Annotated in this window: 4 protein-coding genes and 1 pseudogene; 3 read left to right on the forward strand and 2 right to left on the reverse strand. The window is 69.9% G+C overall.

Going from position 1 to position 7,067, the window contains the following annotated elements; genetic code table 11:
* Positions 1-61 precede the first annotated feature (61 nt).
* The 3 genes from ACIA6A_RS37865 to ACIA6A_RS37875 all read left to right on the forward strand — a co-directional run bounded on the left by ACIA6A_RS37865 (position 62) and on the right by ACIA6A_RS37875 (position 4,614).
* Complete coding sequence (locus ACIA6A_RS37865; RefSeq protein WP_396102891.1) at positions 62-1,405, forward strand: NAD(P)/FAD-dependent oxidoreductase; 1,344 nt, start codon at positions 62-64, stop codon at positions 1,403-1,405.
* Positions 1,406-1,417: 12 nt separating this feature from the next.
* The gene (locus tag ACIA6A_RS37870) at positions 1,418-1,627 is read left to right on the forward strand and encodes a hypothetical protein (RefSeq protein WP_396102892.1); all 210 of its coding nucleotides are present in this window, start codon (positions 1,418-1,420) and stop codon (positions 1,625-1,627) included.
* A gap of 143 nt (positions 1,628-1,770) precedes the next feature.
* Positions 1,771-4,614 carry a BTAD domain-containing putative transcriptional regulator gene (locus ACIA6A_RS37875; RefSeq protein WP_396102893.1) on the forward strand — a complete coding sequence of 948 codons (2,844 nt, stop codon included), beginning with the start codon at positions 1,771-1,773 and terminating at the stop codon, positions 4,612-4,614.
* A gap of 87 nt (positions 4,615-4,701) precedes the next feature.
* Here the strand turns inward: ACIA6A_RS37875 and ACIA6A_RS37880 are convergent, their stop codons facing one another.
* Positions 4,702-6,129, reverse strand: a complete 1,428-nt coding sequence (locus ACIA6A_RS37880) for a sugar porter family MFS transporter (protein ID WP_396102894.1) — start codon at positions 6,127-6,129, stop codon at positions 4,702-4,704.
* 77 nt (positions 6,130-6,206) lie between these two features.
* Positions 6,207-7,067 (reverse strand): annotated as a pseudogene (locus ACIA6A_RS37885) (glycogen debranching enzyme); the annotation flags it as partial.

Here is a 7,067-nt window from a genome sequence, read left to right on the forward strand (position 1 = left end):
CCGGCTTCCTACGCTGCACCGCGGCTCGCCCATGCACTGCGACAGAAGAGGAATCCGCGCTGTGAATCAGTCCACCACCGGCGGCCGTACCGCGGTCGTGATCGGAGCGGGGCCCGCGGGCCTGCTGGCGGCAAGCGCACTCGCCGGGCGGTTCGCCCGGGTCACGCTCGTCGAACGAGACCTGCTTTCCGGCGAGGTCGCACCGCGGCGCGGTGTTCCCCAGGGGCGCCAGCTGCATGTCCTGCTCGCCACGGGTGCCACCACATTGGACGGCCTGCTGCCCGGCTTCATGGCCGAGCTCACCGAACACGGCGTCCTCACCGTCGACGGTCAGCGCGAGCACAACTGGTACCTGGACGGCCACCGTATGCGGCCCGCGGCCTCCGATCTGCCCGGCTACGGTGTGTCACGGCCGCTGCTCGACCATCGGCTCCGGGTGCGGGTCGCCGCACTGCCGGGCGTGGAGATCCGTGACGACACGGAGGTCACCGGTCTGCTGACCAGCGCTGACCACCGGCGGGTGACCGGCGTGCGGACCAGAGCCGGCGGCGTCGGGAGCGACCTCGCCGCGGACCTGGTTGTCGACGCGAGCGGGCGCGGGTCGCGGACGCTGCGCCGCCTCGCGGAGCTCGGTCACCCGGCGCCCCGGCAGACCAGGATCAAGATCGATCTGGTGTACGTGACCCGGCGCTACGAGCGTCTGCCGCACCACCTCGGCGGCCAGTTCGGCGTGACCATCACCCCGTTGCCGTCCCTGCCCCGCGCCGGTGTCGCGGCGCGGCAGGAGGACGGCAGCTTCGCGGTGCTGCTGGCGGGGATGCTCGGGGAGGAGCCGCCCACCGACGACGCCGGGATGTTGACGTACGCCGCATCGCTGCCGGGCCCGGAGCCCGCCGAGATCATCCGGACCGCCCGGCCGCTCGGTCCGGCGGTCAGGATGCGCTACCCCGAGGCGGTGCGCACCCACTGGGAGAAGGTGGCGCAGCCGGTGGAGGGCCTGCTGATCACCGGCGACGCGCTGTGCAGCTTCAATCCCATGTACGGCCAGGGCGTCACCGTGGCGGCCATGGAGGCCGGCGTCCTCCGCCGGTTGCTGGCCGGCGGGACGGACAATCTGCCCCGGCGCTTCTACCGCGAGGTGGCCAACCTGCTGGACGACCCGTGGGCGCTCGCGACCGGAGGCGACTTCCGGTATCCCGCCGTGGCCGGCAAGCGGCCGTTCGGCAGCACGCTCGTCGACCGTTACCTGACCGCGTACCGGCGCGCCGCGTCCATCGATCCGGTCCTCGGCTACCGCTTCCTGCGGGTCGTCAACCTGGTCGCCCCACCGGCCAGTCTGCTGACTCCGGCCACGGTGACGCGCGTGATCCGGGCGCTGGCCCGCAAGCGCCGGACCGGTCGCTGACCGCGACCGGACATGGTGGTGGTCAGGACGGACAGCGCCCGGCGCCGGGTTGAGCATCTGACGCGCCGGCCGTGGTACGACTTCCACCTGGACGCCTTCACGACAGCGGAGCGCGGCGGCACTCCGGTACTGACCGGTGCCGCCGACGCGGTCCGCACGATGAGCGTCATCGATGACATCTACGCCGCGGCCGGCCTCCCGACCCGCTTGCCGATGCGGTAACCGCTCCCGCGACAGTGCCGGTCAGAGGCGTTCCCGGTGTGCGGCTATATGATGATGCCGGGGCCTCACACCGGGAGTCGTCAGCCGATATGCACACCGCTACCGATCCTGACGGCGGAGTGTCTTACCCCACCGCTCTCCGGATGTCGATCCTCGGCCCCGTGCGGGTCCGGCGGGCAGGCGAGGAGCTCGACCTCGGTCCCCGGCAGGGCCGGATGATCATGGCGATCCTGATGGCGCACGCCGGTCGCCCGGTGCCACTCCCATCGATCGTCGACACGCTGTGGCCGGACGATCCGCCCGCGAACGCGACCACGATCGTCTACCGCAACATCGGCAGGCTTCGCCGGTTGCTCGAGCCCGGCCTGCCGGCCCGGGCCGCCGGAAGCTGGATCCTCGGGCACGGCAGTGGATACCGGCTGCGCGCCGACGAGGACGTCCTCGATCTGCTCGCCTTCCGGAGGCTCGCGGGCCAGGCCGACGAGCGGGTGCGGGCCGCGGATCTCGCGACAGCGGCACCGCTGTTCGTCAGTGCCCTGTCGTTGTGGCAGGGGCCGAGCGCGGCAGATCTGAGCGGTGACCATCCACGGTCCCTCTTCGACGCCCTGGACCGGGAGTACCTCACCACCGTCGAACGGGCCACCACGGTCGCCCTGCAGGTCGGTGCCGGCCGGTCCCTGCTGCCGCATCTCCACGAGGCGGCCCGTCTGCTGCCGACCGATGAGGCGATCCAGGCACACTTGATGGTGGCGCTCGCCACGGACGGCAAACAAGCCGAGGCACTGGCCGTCTATGAAGCCGTGCGCCACCGGCTGGACACAGAACTCGGTGTCGATCCGGGCACCGCCCTGAGGACTGCCCACCAGCGGGTGCTACGCCAGGACCTGGGGGACCGCTCCGGACCGGCCGCCCGTTCCGCCGCCGCCCGTTCCGCCGCCGCCCCGGCCGGTGACGCGGCATACCGCCCCGCCCAGCTGCCACCGCGGGTCTCCGGCTTCATCGCCCGGGACGACCTCGACCACGACCTCGACGACCTGGCCCTCGCCGGCACCGACGCGCTCGTCCTCATCAGCGGCATGGCCGGGATCGGCAAGACGACGCTGGCCGTCGACTGGGCACACCGGGTCGCCGATCGATTCCCCGACGGCGCGCTGTATCTGAATCTGCGCGGGTTCGACCCCGGCGGGCGGGCAGTTCGGCCCGTCGACGCGCTGAGCACATTGCTCACGTCGGTCGGTGTCGCACCCGCCTCCGTACCCGCCGACGTCGACGCGCGTGCCGCCCGATTCCGGTCTGCGACGACAGGCCGCAGGATGGTCGTTCTCCTCGACAATGCCTATGACTCCGGGCAGGTCCGGGCACTTCTGCCGGGTTCCGGCAACCTGGCGATCATCACCAGCCGCAACCGGTTGACCAGCCTGGTCGCCCGGCAAGGCGCGAACCCGGTGTACCTCGACCGGCTCAGCAGCGCCGCCGCCGGCGAACTGGTGCGCAGGAGACTCGGTGCGGGCCGGCTCGCCGCCGAGCCGGAAGCCGTCGCCGAGCTGGTGCGGCTCTGTGCGGGACTGCCGCTCGCGTTGTCCATCGCCGTCGCCCGCACCGCCGTCGCGCCGTGGATGCCGCTGTCCCGTGTCGTTGCCGAATTGGGGTCACCGAGGCACCGCCTGGACGCCCTGGCCACCGACGACCTCGACGACGACGTACGGTCGGCGTTCTCCTGGTCCTACGCGGCGCTCTCCGCGTCCGCGAGCCGCCAGTTCCGCCTGCTGGCAGCGCACCCCGGCGGTGGCATCTCGTTGGCCGCCGCAGCCAGCCTGGCCGGCACCGATCCCGCCCCGGCCCGGGCCGCGCTGACGGAGCTCTGCGCGGCGAACATGCTCATCGAGATCGCCGACCGGCGCTACACCCTGCACGACCTGCTACGGGTGTACGCCGGGGAACTGCTCGGGGCCGACCCCGACGAGCGGGTCGCGGCGCAGATCCGATTGATCGGACACTACCTGTACAGCGCCCGCCACGCCTACGAGCAGTTCAAACGACCGGCGGTCGTCGATCTCGACCCCCTGCCCGACGGCGTCACCGCCGAGATCGCGGTGGACCAGGATGCCGCCGCTGCCTGGTACGGGCGGGAGCGCGCCGCACTGGACGGAACCATCGATTCAGCTCTGCAACTCGGGCTACCCCGCTCCGCGGCATTGATGACCCTCGACCTGCGTCCGATCCGCGTCAAAGTGGCTGAGCCGCACAGCGAGAGGCGCGAACAGATCCAGCGGGTGCTGGACGCGATGGCCGAGCTCGATGAGCCGCTGCTGCTGGCCGCGATGTTCCGCGAGGCCGCCTACGGTCTGGCGGCCCGGGATCCCGAGCGATTCGATGCGTACGTGACCAGGTCTCTCGAGATCTCACTCGATCTCGGTGACCTGGCCGGACAGTCACATGCGTGGCGCACCCTGGGCCGCAACCCCCGCCGGCCACTCGAGGAGCGGATCGATCTGACGCGGCGCTCCATCGACGCGGCCCGCCGGAGCGGCGTGCCTGCCTTCCTGGTGATGGCCCTGCAGTATCTCGCGTTGCTCTTGGACAGCAACGCCGTGCGACATGACGAGATGGTGGAGTTGTCCGAGGAGGCCTTGGCCCTCGCTGTTGACCATGACCTGCCCGAACTCCAGATCGAATCCGCCGCACGACTCGGTGAGCATGCCCTGAGGCGAGGCGACCATGCCCGCGCTCTCGAGTTGCTGGAGCTGGCCCTGGCCCGGATGGTCGAGACCGACTTCCGCTGGTTCTCGCTGTACGTCCACTGCTGCATAGCCGAGGCAGCCCTGCACACCGGCGACCTCACCCGCTCCCGCGAAGCGCTGCTGGCCTTCCGGGACATGGTCGAACGTGAGGGCGAGTACCTCGGTGGCAAATACGACGCCGGCGCCATCAGCGAATACTCGTCCCGCGCCGACCGGGTCGAGCAGGCGCTCGCCGCTCTGCGCTGACAGCCTGACGACCGCCTGGCCGCGTCCAGCAGCCGCGGTGGGTGCCGATTCCGCTTGGCGCCTTCCCGGACGCTCACCGCCACCCGCTCAGCGGGTGGCGAAGTCCGCGGGCTTGAACGTGCCCTTCTCCAGGTGCTCCTCGATCTGCTCGAGGCTGCGGCCGCTCAGCTCCGGCATCTTGCGGTACAGGAAGACGAAGGCCGCGATGTTGAACAGGGCGTACATCCACAACGTCTGCCCCGTGCCGATCGCCCGCATGATACTGAGCAGCGAGACCGTGATCAGCACGTTCGTTCCCCACAGCGAAGCGGACTGTGCTGCGGCGCCCGCCGCCCGGGTGGCCAGCGGGTAGATCTCCGAGCCGGTCAGCCAGCCCATGAGCTGGATGCCCCCGGCGGTGAACGCCATGAACGCGATGAGCATCGCGATGATCCACGGCACCATCGACCTGCCGTCGTTGCCGGTGACGAAGAACGAGCCGAGCACGATGAGCGAGAGTGCGGCCAGCGGCAAGGTCAGAAGGGTCAGGCGACGCCGGCCGACGCGGTCGATGACGGCCAGCCCGATGAGTTGCACGATCAGGTAGGTCAGGCCGAGCGCCACTGACACGCGTAGTGCGGTCGAGTCGGAGAAACCGTTGTCGGTGAGGATGGTGGGCGCGTAATAGACGATCATCTCGATGCCGGAGAGCTGGGTGAAGACCGCCAGCCCGCAGCCGACGACGAGCGCCGGCCGGACCCACGCCGCTCTGAGGCCGGCCCACCCACGTGTGCCGGCGCGTTTCTCGGACCGTACGTTCTCCTGGATCTCGTTCATCTCGGCGCTCAGATCGCTGTCCTTGTGCCGCACCCGGGCCAGCGCCTCGCGCGCACGATCCAGGTGTCCCTCGCGGGCCAGCCAGCGAGGGCTCTCCGGCAGTCGCAGCATCAGAGCGAACATGACAGCTGCCGGCACCGCGGCCATGCCGATGGCGACGCGCCAGTCGACGACCTCCGCGGCGCCGGTGACGGTCGCGATGACGATCCCGACGCCGATCGCGATCTGGAAGAAGAGCACCAGACGTCCGCGGTGCGCGGTCGGCGCCAGTTCGGCGACGTACACGGGGGCGGTCTGGGTGGCCCCGCCGACGGCGAATCCCAGGACGAGGCGGCTGAGCGACAGGGTGATCGGCTCGGGGGACAGCGATGCCGCGACCGCACCGACGACGAAGACGACGCCGATGAGCAGCAGCGTGCCGTGCCGGCCCCGGCGTTCGGCCAGTCGGCTGCAGGTCAGTGCGCCGATGACGGCACCAACGAGGATCGACGCGGCGATCACCTGCTCCCACACATGACCGATGGCGAAGTCGTCACCGATCTGCAGCAATGCGCCGGAGATGATCCCGGTGTCGTACCCGTAGAGCAGACCGGCGATGGCTGAGACCAGAGCAACCGCGATGATCGAGCCGGTGAGTCGGTCGTTCTGCCCGGCCGGCGGTCGTGTCGACGGTGGGTCGTCCTGACGGGTCTTACTCATCTCGACCTCCGGTACCGCTACTGCTGGTGTCGGTCGACTTGTTCCCAGGAACCGCCGGTATTAACGTTCGTCACTGTTCAATACCGGGAACGCAGAACCACCAGGGTGTGCGCGGGGACGAGGACGGTCTGCTGTGCTTTCACGTTTCCCCGCTCACCGGCCGCGGCCAGCAGTGGGTCGGCGGTGTCGACGGCGGTCTCCCACATCTGCCCGTAGGCCTGGTCCGGGAGGGTGAATTCCACCGGGACAGGTGCGGCGTTGAACAGCAGCAGGAACGAGTCGTCGACGATCGGCTCGCCGAGTGCGTCCGACTCGGGGAGACCATGGCCGTTGAGGAACACGGTGACAGCCGTGATGTCGTCCGCGTCCCAATCCTGGTCCGTCATCGGCTCGCCGTCGCTGCGCAGCCAGGCGAGATCCGCGACCTGCGAGTCACCGGCCGGGGCACCGGTGAAGAAACGGCGGCGGCGGAAGATCGGGTGCTCGGCGCGGAGTCGGGTGAGCGATGCGGTGAAGCGGATCTGTACGTCGTGGTGGCGGGCGTCCTCCCAGTCGATCCAGCTCAGTTCGTTGTCCTGGGCGTACACGTTGTTGTTGCCCTGCTGGGTACGGCCCAGCTCGTCACCGTGCGCGACCATCGGCACGCCCTGCGACAACAGCAACGTGGCCAGGAAGTTGCGTTTCTGCCGCTCCCGCAGCTTGACGATCTCCGGATCGTCGGTGGGGCCCTCCGCACCACCGTTCCAGGACCGGTTGTGACTCTCCCCGTCACGGTTGTCCTCACCGTTGGCGTCGTTGTGCTTGTCGTTGTACGACACCAGGTCGGTCAGCGTGAAACCGTCGTGCGCGGTGACGAAATTGATCGACGCGATCGGACGCCGCCCGTCGATCTCGTACAGGTCCGACGAACCGGTGAAACGCGACGCGAACTCACCGAG

Source organism: Actinoplanes sp. NPDC051494 (assembly GCF_044454705.1).
Lineage (GTDB): Bacteria > Actinomycetota > Actinomycetes > Mycobacteriales > Micromonosporaceae > Actinoplanes.